The sequence below is a fragment of the Anoxybacillus suryakundensis genome, assembly GCF_001418025.1.
GTDB lineage: Bacteria > Bacillota > Bacilli > Bacillales > Anoxybacillaceae > Anoxybacillus > Anoxybacillus tengchongensis.
In genome coordinates, this window is record NZ_LIOK01000008.1 from 43,190 (window position 1) to 60,110 (window position 16,921).

Below are 16,921 nucleotides of genomic sequence, written 5' to 3' on the forward strand. Positions count from 1 at the left end.
TTTTTCTTATTTGATAAAATAGTGTTGCTCATGAATTCACAAAAATGGAGGAGAGAATGGTGAAAACGCGTGGAAAAATTGTAGCTGTATACATTCTTACCGTTTTTTTGTTAGTTGGACTAATTAACGGTATCATTTATGTTCAATTTCAATCATTGATTGCGAACAAAATAATGACGACGAACGCTCAACTTGCTCTGCAACTAATTGATGCAAAATTTCCTGGAGCATGGCAAATAAAAGAGGGGGCACTATATAAAGGGGAAATAAAAATGAACGAAAACGAGGAAGTTGTCGACTACATAAAGGAAGTTGTTGGTGCAGATAGTACTATTTTTCTGAACGACGAACGTGTGGCAACAACAGTCATGAAAGATGGCCAAAGACAAATAGGGACAAAGGCTGATCCGAAAGTTGTACAAGAAGTCATAAAAAAACAAAATCGCTATATCGGTGAAGCGAACGTGCTTGGAAAATCGTATGTAACGAGTTATTTGCCAATGAAGAGCGAGCGTGGTGAAGTCATTGGTATGTTTTTTGTCGGCATGCCAAAGCAAATCGTCAATCAAGAGATTAATAGCGTTATTGTCAAAGTCATTGCTATTTCTACATTGTTTGTCATTGTTGGAGTAATGGCATATCACTTATTTATTTCCATTCGAATTATGAAACCGTTACATATTGCAAAACAACATCTTGAACAAATAGCTAGCGGTGACTTTAGTAAGCCGTTGCCTGAAAAACTTCTCGGTGCAACAGATGAATTTGGTGAAATGGCACGTTCCCTTGCAGAAACGAAACAAGCGCTCCGAAAGATAGCTGTTCATATCCAAGAACAAGCAGATGCGATTGACCAACAATCAGGTGCCCTATCTGCTACTTCACAACAAATGTCTGCCTCTACGGAAGAAGTGGCGGCAACGATGGAACAAGTATCGCAAGGGGCAGCGTCACAAGCGAACGATTTAGCTGACATGACTCATTCACTTTCTTACTTAACTGAAAAAGTTGAACGTGTGTATGTAGAGCTGGCGAATGTAAAGCAAGAAGCACTTCATACGTCTGAACGGGCAGATATCGGTAAAAAAGAAATGGATGTATTAATAGAAACCATCGATCAAATTAAACGAGCGTTTGAAACGGTAACAAACCACGTTCAAACATTAACGGCATCCGTACAAAAAATAAGTGGAATTACAGAAATGATTTCGACGATTTCGGATCAAACCAACTTATTAGCTCTAAATGCTGCCATTGAGGCAGCACGTGCTGGAGAAGCAGGGAAAGGATTTGCGGTTGTTGCGGATGAAGTGCGTAAATTAGCTGAACAGTCGAAATCATTTACGGAAGACATTGTTCAGCTCATTACCTCAATTAGCAAAAATACAGATGATGTCATTTATACATCAAGTGAAGTGCATCTCTTTATTAAGGACCAAGCGAATGCCGTTGAAAAAACGGTACGTTCATTTGCTGACATTTTAACATCCATTAGCCGTATCGCTCCTCTTATTGTTTCAACTGAACAAGCAATGGATGAAATCGTTAAAGAAAAAGACAAAGTTATTGTCCGCATTGAGCAAATTAGCGCAGTAGCTGAAGAAAATTCAGCAGCAACAGAAGAAGTCACCGCCTCGTCAGAAGAGTTAACTGCATCAGCCGAAGAAGTAGCCGCAACAGCTCAACGGTTGTATGATATTGCAGAAAAGATGAAAGAAACGACTAATCGATTTATTGTATAAAAGCGGCAGGCAACCTGTCGCTTCAAAAACAATTGTAAACGTTATCAAAAAGAACTATAGTAAAATTAGGTGAAGACAATGGCACAAAAAAAATGGACAATCAGCCTTATTATATTGCTCGTTTTGTTTTTATATGTTTTTTTTCACTTTATCACCGTAACAAAACAGCTTGAAAAAACTGTAGCAAAACTACAACATGAACAAAAAATGATGTCACACTTCCCACATGTGATTTTAATATCCCAAGAGTTTGATAATCCATATTGGCGAAAAATTGAACAAGGAGCGAAGGAAGCAGGAAAACAGTATGATGTAAATATTGAATACATCGGCCCTCTCCGAACAAGCATCGAGGAGCAAGTGAAATTACTCGAAAAAGCGATTGCTTCTCGTGTCGATGGCATTATTGTTCAAAATTTAAAAGATGAAGCGTTTACACCACTTATTGACAAAGCTATTTCACGAAATATACCTGTAATTACAATTGATGCAGATGCTCCAAAGAGCCGCCGTATCGCTTATGTTGGAACAAATAATTTTGAAGCTGGTCGATTGCTTGGACAGGAAGTTGCTTCCAGGGTAGAAGGAAAACAAGAGATTGGGATTATGATTGGGACGGATACATCAGAAAACCAACGTCTGCGCTTACAAGGGTTTTTATCTGTTATTACCGAATATCCACGTTTAAAAGTCGTTTCCGTTGCCTCATCAAATATTTCGCGCATTCAAGCGTCTATTCAAGCAGAACAAATGTTAAGAAAACATCCGAATATTTCTGTTATGGTTGGCACAAGTGCGCTAGATGCGATTGGTATTCGGATGGCGATAAAAAACTTGCACCGTGAAGACATTCAAATTTTCGGTTTTGACGATGTAGAAGAAACGATGGAAGCGATTAAAGAAGGAGATATTGTCGCAACGGTCGTTCAAAAACCTTATGATATGGGATATTCGGCAGTGAAGCTCATGGCTGATCACCTTTCTGGCAAACAAATTGACAAAGAGCATTTTACAGCCACGGGAGTGATTGACTACCAAAACATTCAGCAGGGGAGAAACAAATGAAAATTCGGACGAAATTGTTTGTTTTTATTCCGCTTCTCGTTCTTCTATTGAATTGTATCGCGTTTTTTATTTTTCAAAGCGGAAAAAAAGTACAAGAAAGCTATGATGTCATGATGCAACGCATCTTTTTATATAAACAAATTTCGCTTGAGACACAAGAAAATGTACGTTTTTTAAGTAGATACTTAATTCACCAAGATGAATACAATTATAAGCAGCTTATCGAACATAAAAAACGACTCGAAAAGTTGCACCGTGAGTTAACCGAAAGACAATTGGAAGGAAATGATGCGTTCACGCTCGAAAACTACAAAAATATGGTTTATGTCTTTCTCGATTTAGAACGAGCGATTATTCATCAACTAACAAAACAACAATTCACAGGCTATGCCGATCAGTACAATGAAATTGAAAAGATTGCTTCGTTTATTCGCGAAGATAGCCAAGCGCTCGTTGATGTTGAGCTGAACTTATATCAACCAGTATACAAACAAATATTACAGCATACGTCACAAATGAATGCACTAGGTAGAATGCTTTTTACTTTAACAACGATTTTAAGCATTGTATTTGCCATATGGTTATCACGGACAATTGTCATTCCAATCCATCATCTCGTTCATGCGGCGAAAAAAATATCAGCCGGTCAACTAGACGCGCGTATTCCTCGCTTCCATGGGCATGATGAAATCGGCTTGCTCGGTAAAACATTTCAACATATGATTGAAAACTTGCGCATATTAATATCAAAAAATATGGAAATATTAGAAAAAGAAAAACTTGTACGTGAATTCGAGTTAAAAGCGCTTCAAAGTCAAATTAATCCTCATTTTTTATTTAATACGCTAAATGTCATTTCAAAGCTAGCCTATATTGAAGGAGCAGAGCAAACAAGCGAGCTGACTATTTCGACATCTAATTTGTTGAGATATAACTTAAGAAAGTTAGATCAACCTGTTACGTTGCGTGAAGAAGTAGAGCATGCGAAAGAATATTTTGCGATTCAAAAAGCTCGATTTCGTGATCGTGTTTCTTTTCAGCTTGAAGTAGATGAAGCGTGTTTGGATCAACCGATTCCTTGCTTAACGTTGCAACCGCTCATCGAAAATGCTTTTATTCATGGGATTGAAGGAATGGAAAAAGGGGCGAAAATTCAATTAATCATCGAGCAAAAAAGAAACTGTATTCAAGTGACGATAGCAGACAACGGTGTAGGAATGCCGTATGATGTGCAAAAAGCGATTATGAATGCATCGTATTCATTAACGAAAACGGGCCATTCGACAGGACTTGGATTAGAAAATGTGCTGAGACGTCTCCAACTTTTTTATGGGGTAGAAAAAATACTTGATATACAAAGTGCACCAAACGAAGGAACTGCCATTATTTTGCGACTGCCAAGGAGGGAAAGCGATGTACAAGCTACTTATTGCCGATGATGAACCGCTAGAGCGGGAAGGATTGCAATTGATGATCGAGCGGGCATTTCCACATATGTTTACGATTTTTCATGCCGAACATGGTCGAAGTGCGATTCAGCAAGTAGAAAAACATCGTCCACACATTATTTTCATGGATATAAAAATGCCGGGCATTCAAGGACTTGAAGCTATTGCTGAAATTCGAAAGATAGATGCGCAAGCAAAAGTTGCAATTTTAACAGCATATGATTACTTTACATACGCGAAAGAAGCTATTTCTTTAGGTGTAAGCGAATACGTGTTAAAACCAGCTAAAAAGCAGCAAATCACTGATCTGTTACAAAAATTGTTACATCAAATTATGGAAGAACAAGCGATGCGCGAACAACAATTAATTGCTCGTGAAAAGCTTGTTCAGTTGCAAATGTTAAGTGAAACAGCTTGGACATGGTTATTGATGGGGAAGATGGACGAATGCTCTGCACATACGTTTAGTGGTATAGAATTTGAATGCGCGTACGCCATCGTTATTGAATTGGAAAAAAACGATGCATATGAGCGTGAAAAGTGGGAAGAAACAGTGAAACAATGTGTAAAACGCTATCGACGTTGTTTATGCAGTCCGCTTAGTCAAAAGCAAATAGCCATTTTTATTGAAAGTCAACCACATGAGCATGTTATTTCGTCCGTTCAATCGTTGCTAAAGCACCTTGAGAAAGAACTGAAGCAGCGAGTAAAAATCGGAATTGGAACGGTACAGTCAAGCATTGACGGATTGAAACGTTCATACAAAGAAGCGCAGACAGCTGTATGCTATTTATCGTCATTTAGCCGAGTGATGCATATTGACGATGTTCCGATAACGGATGAAGTGGAACAAATCAATTTGAAAACAAACGGCAGCGTCATTGAGCAAGTCGAACTGTTTTTGCATGAAAACTATTGCTATGATGTGACGCTTGAAGAAGTCGCAAAATACGTTCATTTGACACCGTACTATTTTAGTAAACTATTTAAAAAGGAAACGGGACAGACGTTTATTGACTATTTAACAAACTTACGTATTGAAAAAGCGAAGCAGTTTATGCGTGACGAAGGATTAACCGTGAAAGAAGCATGTTATCGCGTAGGATATAAAGACCCAAACTATTTTAGCCGTGTGTTTAAAAAAGTGACAAATATGACACCAACCGAATATCGGCAACAAGTATGCGGGCGTTCGTAAAGCGCTCGCATTTTTTTGTTTTATCACAAAAAAATGCTAGTTTGTTTGTTTTTGTTGCGATGGAAGCGCTTAAATTGTGCGAATATATCGCAAATAAGTGAAGAAAAGAAAGAAAACGCTTTCTTTTTCCTGTGTTACGCTTAACATGTAAATCATATGAAAAACAAGGGGGAATACGTGTGAAGTGGTGGAAACATGTCGCAAAGGGAGCGGCAACATTTGTGTTAGCGTCTGCACTAACAGCATGCGGTGTTGTATCTTCAGGAAACGAAGGGGGAAGCGAATCGACGAAAAAAGACGATGATAAAATTGTCATCGGTTTTTCGATGGATACGTTGAAAGAAGAGCGTTGGCAGAGGGATAAAGAATTGTTTGAAGCAAAAGTGAAAGAACTCGGTGCGGAAGTGAAAACGCTAGCAGCAAACGGAGACGATGCTGCGCAGTTGAGCCAGGCAGAACAACTCATTTCAGAGGGCGTTGATGTTCTCGTTGTTGTACCTCATAACGCCGAGGCGTCCGCAGCGATCGTAGAAAAGGCACATAAAGAAGGAATTCCGGTTATTTCTTATGACCGTTTAATTAAAAATGCGGAAGTAGACTATTACGTTTCATTTGACAACGTGCGTGTCGGTGAAATGCAAGCACAAGCCATTGTAGAAAAAGCGCCAAAAGGAAACTATGTTTATATCGGTGGAGCAGATACAGATAACAACGCTCATTTATTCCGCCAAGGAGCGATGAACGTATTAAAGCCACTTGAAGAAAAAGGCGACATTAAAATTGTTTACGACCAATTCTCAAAAGATTGGAAACCAGAAGAAGCATTAAAAAACATGGAAAACGCATTAACAGCAAATAACAACAACATTCAAGCAGTTGTCGCAGCGAATGATGGCACAGCGGGTGGTGTTATTCAAGCTTTAGCGGCACAAGGATTAGCAGGAAAAGTGCCGGTCTCAGGACAAGACGCAGAATTGGCCGCATTGCAACGTATCGTTGAAGGAACGCAAACGATGACAGTATATAAACCAATTAAAGCTATTGCGACGAAAGCGGCAGAAATGGCCGTTGCATTAGCGAAAGGTGAAAAAATCGAAACGAATCAAACTGTATCAAACGGCAAAATCGATGTTCCATCTGTATTGCTTGATCCAATTGCAGTAACAAAAGAGAACGTGTTGGATACAGTCATTAAAGATGGCTATCACAAACTAGAGGACGTGTTTAAAAACGTACCGAAAGATCAATGGCCAAAACAATGAAAATAGGGGCTGGCTTTGCCAGACCCTTCTTTTCAACATGATACAACGGGAGTGACATGGATGTATGCATTAGAGATGATAAATATTACGAAAGAGTTTCCCGGTGTGAAAGCGCTTGATCGTGTCAGCTTCAAAGTGAAAAAAGGGGAGATTCACGCGCTTTGTGGTGAAAACGGAGCAGGGAAATCAACGTTGATGAAAGTGTTAAGTGGGCTGTATCCAGCTGGCACGTATGAAGGTGAAATTCGCATTGACGGCACGCCTGTTTCTTTTCGAAATATTGTCGATGCGGAACAAGCAGGTATTGCGATCATTCATCAAGAGCTTGCGCTTGTAAAAGAAATGACAGTTGGTGAAAACATTTTTTTAGGGCGAGAGCCGCGTAAATTTGGCATCATCCAATGGGATCAATTGTATTATGAAGCAGAAAAATGGTTAAAGAAAGTCGGATTAACCATTTCTCCACAAACTAAAATTCATTCCCTTGGCATTGGTCAACAGCAATTAGTTGAAATTGCAAAAGCGCTAGCAAAACAAGCTAACATTTTAATTCTAGATGAACCTACAGCTGCGTTAACAGAGAGCGAAGTTGAAATTTTAATGGGTATTTTAGAACAACTGCGCGAACAAGGCGTTGCATGCATTTATATTTCTCATAAAATGCCGGAAGTGTTTCGACTTGCGGATTCAATTACCGTATTGCGCGATGGAAAGTCGATTGCGACGCTTTCGCGAGCGGAAACGAATGAAGACGAAGTTGTTGCACTTATGGTTGGACGCGAGTTGACAGAGCGTTATCCGTATGTCAAAAAAACACCAGGACATGTCGTATTAGAAGTAAAAAATTATTCTGTTTGGCATAAAGAAAAGCCGATGAAAGTCAACGACAATATTCGTATGACTGTTCGTGCCGGAGAAATCGTCGGAATTGCTGGTTTAATGGGGGCAGGACGAACGGAACTCGCGATGAGTTTATTCGGTGCATACGAAGGAAAAGCAGAAGGGCAAGTGTGGTTGGAAGGGAAACAAGTGCACATTCGTTCGGTACAAGATGCGATTCGATCAGGTATTGCACTCGTCACAGAAGACCGCAAAAGGTTGGGGCTTATACTTGGAATGGATGTGAAAACAAATACGACATTAGCTAGCTTAAAAAATATTAGCCGCTTACAAGTGATCAATCAAAATGAAGAATTAAAATGGAGTCAAAAATACGTCGATGAATTAAAAACGAAGACGGCTTCGTTAGAAACAACAGTCGGTACATTATCCGGAGGAAATCAACAAAAAGTCGTATTAGCGAAATGGCTAATGGCAAAGCCAAAACTTTTAATATTAGACGAACCTACGCGCGGCATTGATGTCGGGGCAAAATATGAAATTTATCATTTAATGAATAAATTAGCTGAAGAAGGCGTTGCTATCATGATGATTTCTTCTGAGCTTCCAGAAATTTTAGGGATGAGCGATCGCATTTATGTTATGCGTGAAGGACGAATCGTAAAAGAGTTGTCGCACGATGAAGCAACACAAGAAAATATTATGATGGCAGCGACAGGAGGGGAATGAGTCGTGGAAGTCAAAGCAGTTATTGAACGGCAACAAAAAAAGAAAAATATACTTGGCAAAGTAGATATTCGCGCCTATACGATGATCGGTGCCCTCGTTGCCATTTGGATTTTTTTCGGAATGTTAAATGAAACATTTTTAAGTGCACGAAACTTATCTAACTTATTTACACAAATGTCAGTTACTGCGATTTTGGCAATCGGGATGGTACTCGTTATTGTTGCGGGACACATTGACCTTTCCGTCGGTTCAATCGTCGGCTTCACAGGAGGCATTGCTGCTATTTTAAGCAATTGGATGGGAATGCCAACATCAGTTGTTATTGTATGTACATTGATTGCAGGAGCCCTTGTTGGCCTTGTGCAAGGATGGCTAGTCGCCTATCGAGCCATTCCTGCCTTTATTGTCACGCTAGGCGGAATGATGATTTTCCGTGGGGCGTTAATGGGGATTACGAAATCAACAACTATTCCGATTTTCGATGCGAAGTTCATTGCATTAGGAAGTGCGTATTTTACGAACGTGTTCGGTATTGTACTTGCGGTAATCGCTATTGTTTCTCTATTTGTTTCTACGTTTCGTAAGCGTAAATCAAGGCAACAATACGGTTTTACTGTTTCGCCATTGCCGCTTGAGATGGCCAAACTGTTTGTTATTAGTATACTGATTTTAGCTTTTGTTCTTACGATGAATAGTTATAAAGGAATTCCGTTCCCTATTATTTTTGTCATTGCACTAGCGCTTATTTTCTCATTTATAGCGACGAAAACGACATTTGGTCGACATGTATATGCAATCGGTGGCAATGCGGAAGCAGCTCGTTTATCTGGAATTAACATTCAACGTCATACGATGATGCTATTTGTCTTTACTGGATTACTTTCAGCAATTGCTGCGCTCGTTTTAACAGCTCGTTTATCTTCAGCAACGATTTCAGCCGGTCAAATGTACGAGCTAGATGCCATCGCCGCCTGCGTCATCGGTGGAACATCCTTAATGGGCGGATCTGGTACAATCATCGGTGCGATCATCGGTGCGATGGTCATGACATCGCTTGATAATGGAATGTCATTGTTAGGTATGGAAACATTTTGGCAATATATCGTAAAAGGGAGCATTTTAATTTTAGCGGTTTGGATTGATATTGCTAGTCGAAAGCGGAAAACAAATTAAAAAATAGATTAAAGAGGGGCGACCGGAAGGCCAGGCGATGCTGACTTTCCGGTTTTTTGTATGAAAATGGAAATATTTTAGAGGTATATTGTTAACGGTAATGTATTCATACATTTCATTTTGTTTCTCCTCAACTCCAGAAAACGAAAATAAATAGAAAGAGAGATGGCACGTATTGTTATAATCATCAGTTTTTGATTTATATCTTTTCTCTCATATTTTTGAAAATACATCTTGTATATTCAGAAGATTCATATTATATTATTGTTGTGAAAATATTAAATTTTTTGAAAATAAAAAGGGGGATTTGCATGAAAAGGAAAAAGGTGTTTTCTATTTTCACATCCGCTACGCTTGCGATTGGTTTGTTGACTGGTTGTTCGGCGGATAAAACGTCGCAAACATCGAAAAACAACGGGGAAGGTGGAGGGGGTACAGTCATTAAAATTGCCACTCAAAGCCCTCTGTCTGGTGGAGCAGCGACGTTAGGTGAATCGATTAAACTTGGAGCTCAGCTTGCTTTAGAAGAACAAAAAGAAAAGTTCGAAAAATTAGGGTTTAAATTGGAGCTTGTTCCATATGACGATCAAGCAGATCCGAAAAAAGGGGTAGCTAATGCTCAACTCATTGGAGCGGATCAACAAGTTTTAGGTGTCGTTGGACATTTGAATTCGGGCGTTGCGATTCCATCTTCAGAAATTTACGAGAAATATAACATTCCAATGGTTTCCCCAGCAAACACAGCAACAGATGTGACAGATCGTGGCTTAAAAACGGTGAACCGCATTTGTGCACGCGATGATTTTCAAGGTCCAGCAGGTGCAAAATTTGCTGTTGAAAAATTAGGAGCGAAGAAAATTTTTATCATTCAAGATAAAACGGCATACGGTACAGGATTAGCGGAAGCATTCAAAAAAGGAGCGGAAGAAGCAGGTGCTGAAATTGTCGGATTTGAAGGAATTACAATTGGTGAAAAAGACTTTAACGGTGTACTAAACCAAGTGCTTGCGAAAAAGCCGGATCTTGTGTATTTCGGTGGGATGTACACAGAGGGTGGAATGTTAATTAAACAGGCGCGTGATAAAGGCATTACCGTACCGTTTATGGGTGGAGATGGAATGGACTCTTCTACACTTGTTGAAATTGCAGGCGACGCGGTGAAAAATACGTTCATTACATCAGCAGCAGGTGTAGCAACGGCGACAGAAGCTGGAAAGCAATTTGCAGAAAAGTACAAGCAAAAGTTTGGTAAAAATATTGAATCGTACTCTGCTTATGGGTATGACGCAATGGCTGTCTTGTTAAAAGCGATTGAAGAGGCAATTAAAGCGAATGGAAATAAACTCCCTACTCGCGAACAAGTAGCTGGTGCTGTTCGGAAAGTGCAAGATTATGAAGGGGTTGTGACGAAAGTAAGCTTCGATGAAAAAGGGGACAACAAATACGCGAAAATTTACATTTACAAATTTGAAGAAGCAACGTATCCAGCACGATTAGAAGATGAGGTAAGCCAATAAAGATAAATACGTTTGAAAAGGGTATGACAGTTTGCCGTACCCTTTTCTTATAATTTTTTTACATGTTATTGATAGGAAAAGGGATTAGGTAATTTTATATAAAGACAAGGAAATGGAGGAACGACATATGATCGAACATGTGCTACAAACATTGCCTCAAGTCGTCATTGATGGATTAGCATTGGGAGCTGTATACGCGATTGTTGCCCTCGGATATACAATGGTGTACGGCATTTTAGAGCTTATTAACTTCGCACACGGGGAAATTTTTATGACAGGTGCATTTGTTGGCACAGCTCTTTTCTTATCGTTTTCCGCTTTTGGTTGGCTATCGTCTATGCCTATACTGCTGTCTTTACTTCTCGTCCTTGTGGCGACATCGATTGTGACAGGATTGCTTGGCATGGGAATTGAACGAGTTGCATATCGTCCGTTACGAAGCGCTCCAAAATTAATTACCCTTATTACAGCAATCGGTATTTCATTTTTATTGCAAGATTTTGTCCGTTTTATTACAGAGTTGAAAAAAGGAAACTACATTTTAACCGGTCCAAGCTTGTTTACCGGACAAGTAAGTATTTCGGCTTCCTCTATCTGGTCAGGATTTCATGATGCCTCAGTTAAGTCCTCATTTTTTATCGTTTTAGTTACAGCCGTTGTCATGATGGTGACGCTTGACTTTTTTGTGAATAAAACAAAATGGGGAATGGCAATGCGTGCTGTTGCCCAAGATCGTGAAACGGCTGCACTGATGAGTGTAAATGTCAACAAAGTCATCGCTTTAACGTTTTTTATTGGCTCTGCGCTAGGAGGAGCAACCGGTGTTCTTTTTGCGATTCAATACGGAACGATTGATCCATACATTGGTTTTATTTTAGGCTTGAAAGCTTTTACCGCGGCAGTATTAGGGGGGATCGGAAACATTCGTGGAGCCATGTTCGGTGGCATTGTTCTCGGGTTGCTTGAAATGTTTGCAGCAGCTAACTTACCAATCATTTCTAACGGTATATTAGGAGCAGAGTACAAAGACGTGTTTGCTTTTTCTATTTTAATCATGGTTCTCATCTTTAAGCCAGAAGGACTATTCGGAAAAGTGTCTATCGAGAAAGTGTAGGTGGTCAACATGAAAAAATGGCTGAACGTATTGGAGCAAAATAAACGCCTTCAGGCAATTGTGATCGCTGTATATATTGTCATAACATTTATTAGCTTATATTTAGCGCAAAAATCGGTTGTTGCTTTTTTACTTTTGCTTTCCTCGCTTTTATTTTTACATTTCACAACGTTTTCTCATCGCGTGAAATGGGTGATAGGCATTGTCGTATTAAGCGTACTACTGCCATTAGCCGCTAGTCAAGGAGAAGCATATCAATCGTATATGGAAGTGGCGACGTTAGTTGGAATTTATATCGCCATGGCGCTCGGTTTAAACATTGTCGTTGGCCTTGCCGGCCTATTAGATTTAGGATTTGTTGCCTTCTTTGCGATTGGCGCTTATACGTATGGTATTTTTGCCACAACGCAAGCAAATAACTTTATGCCATTTGGGCAATATCCGTTATCGGGAGAAAGCTTTTGGGTATTTTTAATTATCGGTTGCATTGTCGCTGCGATATTTGGAATATTACTAGGCATTCCAGTGTTGCGTGTAAAAGGTGATTATTTAGCCATTGTGACACTTGGATTTGGGGAAATCATTCGCATTATTTTTAATAACTTAGATAAACCGGTCAACATTACAAACGGGGCGATGGGACTTGCTTCTGTCCAACCGCCAAAGTTGTTTGGACTAGAGTTCATGTACCCAAGTCAATTTTATTATGTCGTATTAGTTATTTTACTGTTTACCATTTTTGTCGTTCGACGATTAGAGTATTCAAAAATTGGACGAGCGTGGAAAGCAGTGCGCGAAAATGAGATTGCTGCACAAGCGATGGGCATTCCACTCGTCCGTACGAAGTTGATGGCGTTTGCTGTGGGCGCTTCATTTTCAGGAATGATGGGCGTCGTCTTTGCCGCAAAACAGACGTTTGTTGATCCGACAAGCTTTACGTTGCTTGAATCCATTACAATTCTCGTCATGGTCATTTTAGGAGGAATGGGTAGCGTCCCAGGTGTTATACTCGGTGCGGCGCTTGTAACGATTTTAAATCTTCAAGTGCTTACAGAGCTAACAAACTGGTTGAACCAACTCAGTTTGAGCGGAGTGGTCAGTATTCCAGATGCGCTATCTCCTGCGAAAATGCAACGATTTATTTTCGGAGTCATTTTAATTTTATTCGCTTTGTACCGGCCACAAGGGTTATTGCCAGCAAAAAACCCTCGTTTTGACGAAAAAGAGTTAAAAAGCGGTGCAACGAATATGGTAGATGGAAAGGAGGGGGCGAAAGATGTCTATTTTAACGGTTAAACAATTAACGAAACAATTTGGTGGACTTACGGCAAACAGCAATATTAATATGGACGTACAAAAAGGATCAATTACAGCAGTCATTGGACCGAACGGTGCAGGAAAGACGACGTTGTTTAACATGGTGACAGGTGTATATCAGCCGACGAGTGGCGATATTTTACTAAACGGTGAGTCAATCGTTGGTTTAAAACCGCATCAAGTCGCACAAAAAGGCATTTCGCGCACGTTCCAAAACATTCGTTTGTTCGGAGCGATGACAGTTTTAGAAAACGTCATGGTTGGCATGCATACACATTTGCGGAGCGGGTTATTTCATACGATGTTTTCCACGCCACTTATGCGCAAAGAGGAAAAAGAAGCGAAGCAAGAAGCGTATCGCCTTTTGCAATACGTTGGGTTAGAGTCGCTTTATAACGAAGAGGCGAAAAATTTGCCGTATGGGGCACAACGGAAACTTGAAATTGCCCGCGCATTAGCGACAAAGCCAAAAGTGTTGCTGTTAGATGAGCCAGCTGCGGGAATGAACCCGAAAGAGACAGCAGAATTGACCAAGCTCATTCACCATATGCGCGAACAATTACAACTAACGATCATTTTAATTGAACATGATATGAAACTTGTTATGGAAATTTCTGAACATATTATTGTGTTAGATCATGGGGAAAAAATTGCTGAAGGAACACCGAATGACATTCGAAACAACGAAAAAGTGATTGAAGCTTATTTAGGCAAAGGAGCGACAACAGCATCATAGGGAGGGGTAGCGAGTGAGTTTGCTGCGGCTAGAGCGTGTTCATACGTTTTATGGCGGAGTTCATGCGTTAAAAGGAATTGATTTAGAAGTGTGCGAAGGGGAAATTGTGACGTTAATCGGCAGTAACGGTGCTGGAAAATCAACGACGTTAAAAACGATTAGCGGACAGGTGAAGGCGAAAAGCGGGAGCATTTTGTACGAAGGAAGAGACATCACAAATACGCCCCCACATATTACGTCATTATCAGGCATCGCTCATGTTCCGGAAGGACGGCGAATTTTTCCGAGACTGACGGTAAAAGAAAATTTAGAAATGGGAGCTTTTTCGGTAAAAGATAAAAAAGAAATAGCTGAACGAATGGAACGGGTGTTTCATTATTTCCCGCGACTAAAAGAGCGTTTACAACAAAAAGGGGGAACGATGAGCGGCGGAGAACAACAAATGCTAGCAATCGGTCGTGCTTTAATGATGAAGCCTCGACTTCTTATGCTAGATGAACCGTCAATGGGTTTAGCCCCAATTATCGTCGAACAAATCTTTCATATTATTCGCGAGTTAAACGATGAAGGAATGACGATTTTGCTCGTTGAACAAAACGCATTCCAAGCGCTTCAAATTGCCCATCGTGGCTACGTCATTCAAACAGGGGAAATTACAATGTCAGGAACAGGAAAAGAGTTGCTCGGAAACGAACAAGTGAGAGAAGCGTATTTAGGATGAACAAAAAGGCGCATGGCGACAAAAGCTAGCGCCTTTTTGTATAATGATTTTGGAGGGATTTTTGTGCAATTTCATACAGTTATTTTACGATACTTAGAAATGGAATTAAAATCACCATTTACGACAAGTTTTGGGACGATGAAAAAACGTCCGGTTTTATTAGTGGAAGTCATTGATCAAGATGGTGTGCGCGGCTGGGGAGAAGGCGTCGCGTTTGCTGCACCTTGGTATACGGAAGAAACGATCGAAACGATGTGGCATATGCTTGAAGCATTTTTAATTCCGCTTCTTTTTCAAGCACCTGTTTATCATCCGGATGAATTGCGTGACCAATTTTCGCTCATTCGCCGCAATTATATGGCAAAAGCGGCGCTTGAAGGAGCCGTATGGGACTTGTTTGCTAAGCGGCATCATATGCCGTTGCACGTTGCGTTAGGCGGTGAAAAAAAAGAAGTAGAAGTTGGCGTAAGCATCGGTATTCAACCGATAACGGATTTATTAAAACGGATGGAGCAGGCGCTTATAGAAGGATATAGACGTGTAAAAATAAAAATTAAGCCGGGGTGGGATGTAGATGTCGTTCGCGCTGTTCGTCATCATTTTCCCCATGTGCCGCTTATGGTTGATGCGAACTGTGCTTATTCGTTACGCGACATCGCCCGTCTGCAAGCGCTTGATGATTATGAATTGCTTATGATTGAGCAGCCGCTTGCTGTGGACGATATTGTTGACCATGCTAAATTACAAGCGAAGCTAAAAACACCGATTTGTTTAGATGAAAGCATTTGTTCATATGAAGATGCAAAAAGGGCGATTGAGTTAAAAAGTTGCCGCGTGATCAATATAAAAATTGGTCGAGTAGGTGGATTAACAGAAGCAAAACGCATTCATGATTTATGCCAGCAACATCATCTTCCTGTATGGTGCGGTGGGATGTTAGAAGGTGGGGTTGGGCGAGCGCACAGCATCGCTTTAGCGACACTTCCATATTTCTCGTTCCCTAGCGATACAGCTGCATCGGCAAATTATTGGGAACGTGATTTCATTACCCCCGAAGTGACTGTCCGTGATGGGCGAATTTTCGTTCGACATGAGTTCGGAATTGGCTATGAAGTTGATGTGACAGAAGTCGAAAAGCGTACAGTTCGTTTAAAAATATGTAAACGTTCGAGAGGATGATCATATGTTTGACCCGACGATTTTTGATAATTTAAAAACGGTGGTAGAAGGAGCGATATATGATTTAGATATAAGCGATGAGCTTATTACAGTCGTGGATCGTTCTGACGTTGTCGACTTAGCGAAATTTACGCGCGCATATGCGCTTTCTTTTCAATTGCGGCATGCGCATGAAGTGACGTGCACCATTTCGCTTGCGATGACGCTTCAACATATTGCGAACGAACTGTTATATGAAGATGCAACGCATGCAGGCTGTACGGTAACCGTTTCGTTTTCTTTTTTAGCGACAAACGTCGATGGAGCTGACGTAGAACAAACGTTAAAACACATTTGGGGAGAGCGCCGCATCATTTTACAAACGTTGACGTATACATATGGACAAAATGAACGATACACGCATGAAGTGACGATTGATTTCGGACGCACGATTAACGAAAGCCATGTCGACGACTTATTACATATGATTCCGTACATCATCCGCTCGCTTGAACAATTACAACAATATGCCGCATAAAAATCATTGAAGGAATCAAACATTCGAAGTATGATAGAAATGAAAATGATTATAGTTATCATACTTGGAGTGTGGCGACATGAAAAAAATGCATTTTTGCAAGAAAAATAAATTTGCAACAAAAACGTTATATGCGTTTTTCAAACAAACGTTCAAACATGTAAAAATAAAACGAAAAGATTGCGTTGGCAAATGTAAAACATGCAAACATTGCCCGTTCGTTTTACTCGATGGCGAAGTTGTCAAAGCGACGACGACGGATGAATTATATGACCGCATTGCTTATGAAATAACAAAACAATGGTGGGCGTTTCGAAAAAAATAGGAAGGAATTTTTTTATTTTTGTTTAATTCCATGTGTGA

The 16,921-nt window shown here is 40.2% G+C and carries 15 protein-coding genes; all 15 read left to right on the forward strand.

Features of this window, described 5'->3' with window-relative positions:
* The first annotated feature begins 56 nt into the window (after window positions 1–56).
* Window positions 57–1,742 carry a methyl-accepting chemotaxis protein gene (locus ASC42_RS07495; RefSeq protein ID WP_245191157.1) on the forward strand — a complete coding sequence of 562 codons (1,686 nt, stop codon included), beginning with the start codon at window positions 57–59 and terminating at the stop codon, window positions 1,740–1,742.
* A 78-nt stretch (window positions 1,743–1,820) separates the two neighbouring features.
* Window positions 1,821–2,807, forward strand: a complete 987-nt coding sequence (locus ASC42_RS07500; RefSeq protein WP_055441234.1) for a sugar-binding protein — start codon at window positions 1,821–1,823, stop codon at window positions 2,805–2,807.
* A complete protein-coding gene (locus tag ASC42_RS07505; RefSeq protein WP_055441235.1) occupies window positions 2,804–4,246 on the forward strand; it encodes a sensor histidine kinase in 1,443 nt (480 codons plus the stop codon). The genes ASC42_RS07500 and ASC42_RS07505 overlap by 4 nt, the downstream gene beginning before the upstream one ends.
* Window positions 4,221–5,453, forward strand: coding sequence for a helix-turn-helix domain-containing protein (locus tag ASC42_RS07510; RefSeq protein WP_055441236.1), 1,233 nt, complete (start codon window positions 4,221–4,223; stop codon window positions 5,451–5,453). The genes ASC42_RS07505 and ASC42_RS07510 overlap by 26 nt, the downstream gene beginning before the upstream one ends.
* A gap of 179 nt (window positions 5,454–5,632) precedes the next feature.
* The gene (gene xylF, locus ASC42_RS07515) at window positions 5,633–6,715 is read left to right on the forward strand and encodes a D-xylose ABC transporter substrate-binding protein (protein WP_035046949.1); all 1,083 of its coding nucleotides are present in this window, start codon (window positions 5,633–5,635) and stop codon (window positions 6,713–6,715) included.
* 60 nt (window positions 6,716–6,775) lie between these two features.
* Window positions 6,776–8,284 carry a xylose ABC transporter ATP-binding protein gene (locus ASC42_RS07520; RefSeq protein WP_055441325.1) on the forward strand — a complete coding sequence of 503 codons (1,509 nt, stop codon included), beginning with the start codon at window positions 6,776–6,778 and terminating at the stop codon, window positions 8,282–8,284.
* 3 nt (window positions 8,285–8,287) lie between these two features.
* On the forward strand, window positions 8,288–9,457 hold the full coding sequence (locus ASC42_RS07525; RefSeq protein ID WP_003395963.1) for a sugar ABC transporter permease: 1,170 nt from the start codon (window positions 8,288–8,290) through the stop codon (window positions 9,455–9,457).
* 311 nt (window positions 9,458–9,768) lie between these two features.
* Entirely contained in the window at window positions 9,769–10,974 is a 1,206-nt protein-coding gene (locus ASC42_RS07530; RefSeq protein WP_055441237.1) for a branched-chain amino acid ABC transporter substrate-binding protein, read from the forward strand.
* 127 nt (window positions 10,975–11,101) lie between these two features.
* Window positions 11,102–12,088 (forward strand): branched-chain amino acid ABC transporter permease, encoded by a 987-nt coding sequence (locus ASC42_RS07535; protein ID WP_055441238.1) that lies wholly within the window; start codon window positions 11,102–11,104, stop codon window positions 12,086–12,088.
* Window positions 12,089–12,097: 9 nt separating this feature from the next.
* Window positions 12,098–13,384, forward strand: a complete 1,287-nt coding sequence (locus tag ASC42_RS07540) for a branched-chain amino acid ABC transporter permease (protein WP_055441239.1) — start codon at window positions 12,098–12,100, stop codon at window positions 13,382–13,384.
* A complete protein-coding gene (locus tag ASC42_RS07545) occupies window positions 13,365–14,141 on the forward strand; it encodes an ABC transporter ATP-binding protein (protein WP_055441240.1) in 777 nt (258 codons plus the stop codon). Before ASC42_RS07540 ends, ASC42_RS07545 begins: the two co-directional genes overlap by 20 nt.
* Window positions 14,142–14,154: 13 nt before the next feature.
* Window positions 14,155–14,862 carry an ABC transporter ATP-binding protein gene (locus ASC42_RS07550; RefSeq protein WP_055441241.1) on the forward strand — a complete coding sequence of 236 codons (708 nt, stop codon included), beginning with the start codon at window positions 14,155–14,157 and terminating at the stop codon, window positions 14,860–14,862.
* Window positions 14,863–14,919: 57 nt separating this feature from the next.
* Window positions 14,920–16,041 carry an o-succinylbenzoate synthase gene (gene menC / locus ASC42_RS07555; RefSeq protein WP_055441326.1) on the forward strand — a complete coding sequence of 374 codons (1,122 nt, stop codon included), beginning with the start codon at window positions 14,920–14,922 and terminating at the stop codon, window positions 16,039–16,041.
* Window positions 16,042–16,045: 4 nt separating this feature from the next.
* Entirely contained in the window at window positions 16,046–16,558 is a 513-nt protein-coding gene (locus ASC42_RS07560; RefSeq protein ID WP_055441242.1) for a hypothetical protein, read from the forward strand.
* A gap of 79 nt (window positions 16,559–16,637) precedes the next feature.
* Window positions 16,638–16,883 carry a YuzB family protein gene (locus tag ASC42_RS07565; RefSeq protein WP_055441243.1) on the forward strand — a complete coding sequence of 82 codons (246 nt, stop codon included), beginning with the start codon at window positions 16,638–16,640 and terminating at the stop codon, window positions 16,881–16,883.
* Window positions 16,884–16,921: the final 38 nt, after the last annotated feature.

What these genes read in the sequence shown, in the direction of transcription:
- ASC42_RS07560 (WP_055441242.1), top strand. Translation starts at nt 16,046, where the DNA reads ATGTTTGACCCGACGATTTTTGATAATTTAAAAACGGTGGTAGAAGGA.
- ASC42_RS07540 (WP_055441239.1), top strand. Translation starts at nt 12,098, where the DNA reads ATGAAAAAATGGCTGAACGTATTGGAGCAAAATAAACGCCTTCAGGCA.
- ASC42_RS07510 (WP_055441236.1), top strand. Translation starts at nt 4,221, where the DNA reads ATGTACAAGCTACTTATTGCCGATGATGAACCGCTAGAGCGGGAAGGA.
- ASC42_RS07500 (WP_055441234.1), top strand. Translation starts at nt 1,821, where the DNA reads ATGGCACAAAAAAAATGGACAATCAGCCTTATTATATTGCTCGTTTTG.
- ASC42_RS07505 (WP_055441235.1), top strand. Translation starts at nt 2,804, where the DNA reads ATGAAAATTCGGACGAAATTGTTTGTTTTTATTCCGCTTCTCGTTCTT.
- ASC42_RS07565 (WP_055441243.1), top strand. Translation starts at nt 16,638, where the DNA reads ATGAAAAAAATGCATTTTTGCAAGAAAAATAAATTTGCAACAAAAACG.
- ASC42_RS07545 (WP_055441240.1), top strand. Translation starts at nt 13,365, where the DNA reads ATGTCTATTTTAACGGTTAAACAATTAACGAAACAATTTGGTGGACTT.
- ASC42_RS07535 (WP_055441238.1), top strand. Translation starts at nt 11,102, where the DNA reads ATGATCGAACATGTGCTACAAACATTGCCTCAAGTCGTCATTGATGGA.
- ASC42_RS07530 (WP_055441237.1), top strand. Translation starts at nt 9,769, where the DNA reads ATGAAAAGGAAAAAGGTGTTTTCTATTTTCACATCCGCTACGCTTGCG.
- ASC42_RS07520 (WP_055441325.1), top strand. Translation starts at nt 6,776, where the DNA reads ATGTATGCATTAGAGATGATAAATATTACGAAAGAGTTTCCCGGTGTG.
- ASC42_RS07495 (WP_245191157.1), top strand. Translation starts at nt 57, where the DNA reads ATGGTGAAAACGCGTGGAAAAATTGTAGCTGTATACATTCTTACCGTT.